The sequence below is a fragment of the Tritonibacter sp. SIMBA_163 genome, assembly GCF_046535935.1.
Lineage (GTDB): Bacteria > Pseudomonadota > Alphaproteobacteria > Rhodobacterales > Rhodobacteraceae > Epibacterium > Epibacterium scottomollicae.
Map to the genome: position 1 here is coordinate 1 of NZ_JAWJBP010000175.1, position 362 is coordinate 362.

1 protein-coding gene is annotated in these 362 nt (G+C 37.6%); it reads right to left on the reverse strand.

Features of this window, described 5'->3' with window-relative positions; translation table 11 throughout:
• A partial coding sequence (locus tag R0J92_RS21960; protein WP_411053206.1) for a hypothetical protein occupies window positions 1-362 on the reverse strand: 362 nt, incomplete at both ends.

The following is a 362-nucleotide window of genomic DNA, read 5'->3' on the forward strand; positions in this document are numbered from 1 at the left end:
GTTCACTTCGTTCTATATCAACTTTTGGTGTTTGATTAGAAACATTTGTCTTATTACGACTTTCCTCTGCAAGTTGATCTTTAGTCGCTTGTTCGCTTCTTTCAATATCCACTTTTGGTAATAGATTAGAAGCACTTGCACCCGTTTCTTTTTGATCTGTTCTTTCCACATCTTCTCCATCCGCCACATACAATGGTGGCTTATAATCATCTGCTTTTGTATCTACACTTGAGCCATCAAGCTGCCGTCCTCTTTCTATTTCTTTTTTCGCAGACGCATCATTTTTCAGAGAATTATTTTGTGAAGTCCTATCAAATTTAGGATTTCCAGTAGTTGATTGATTTTGTGGAGCACTTCGCCTT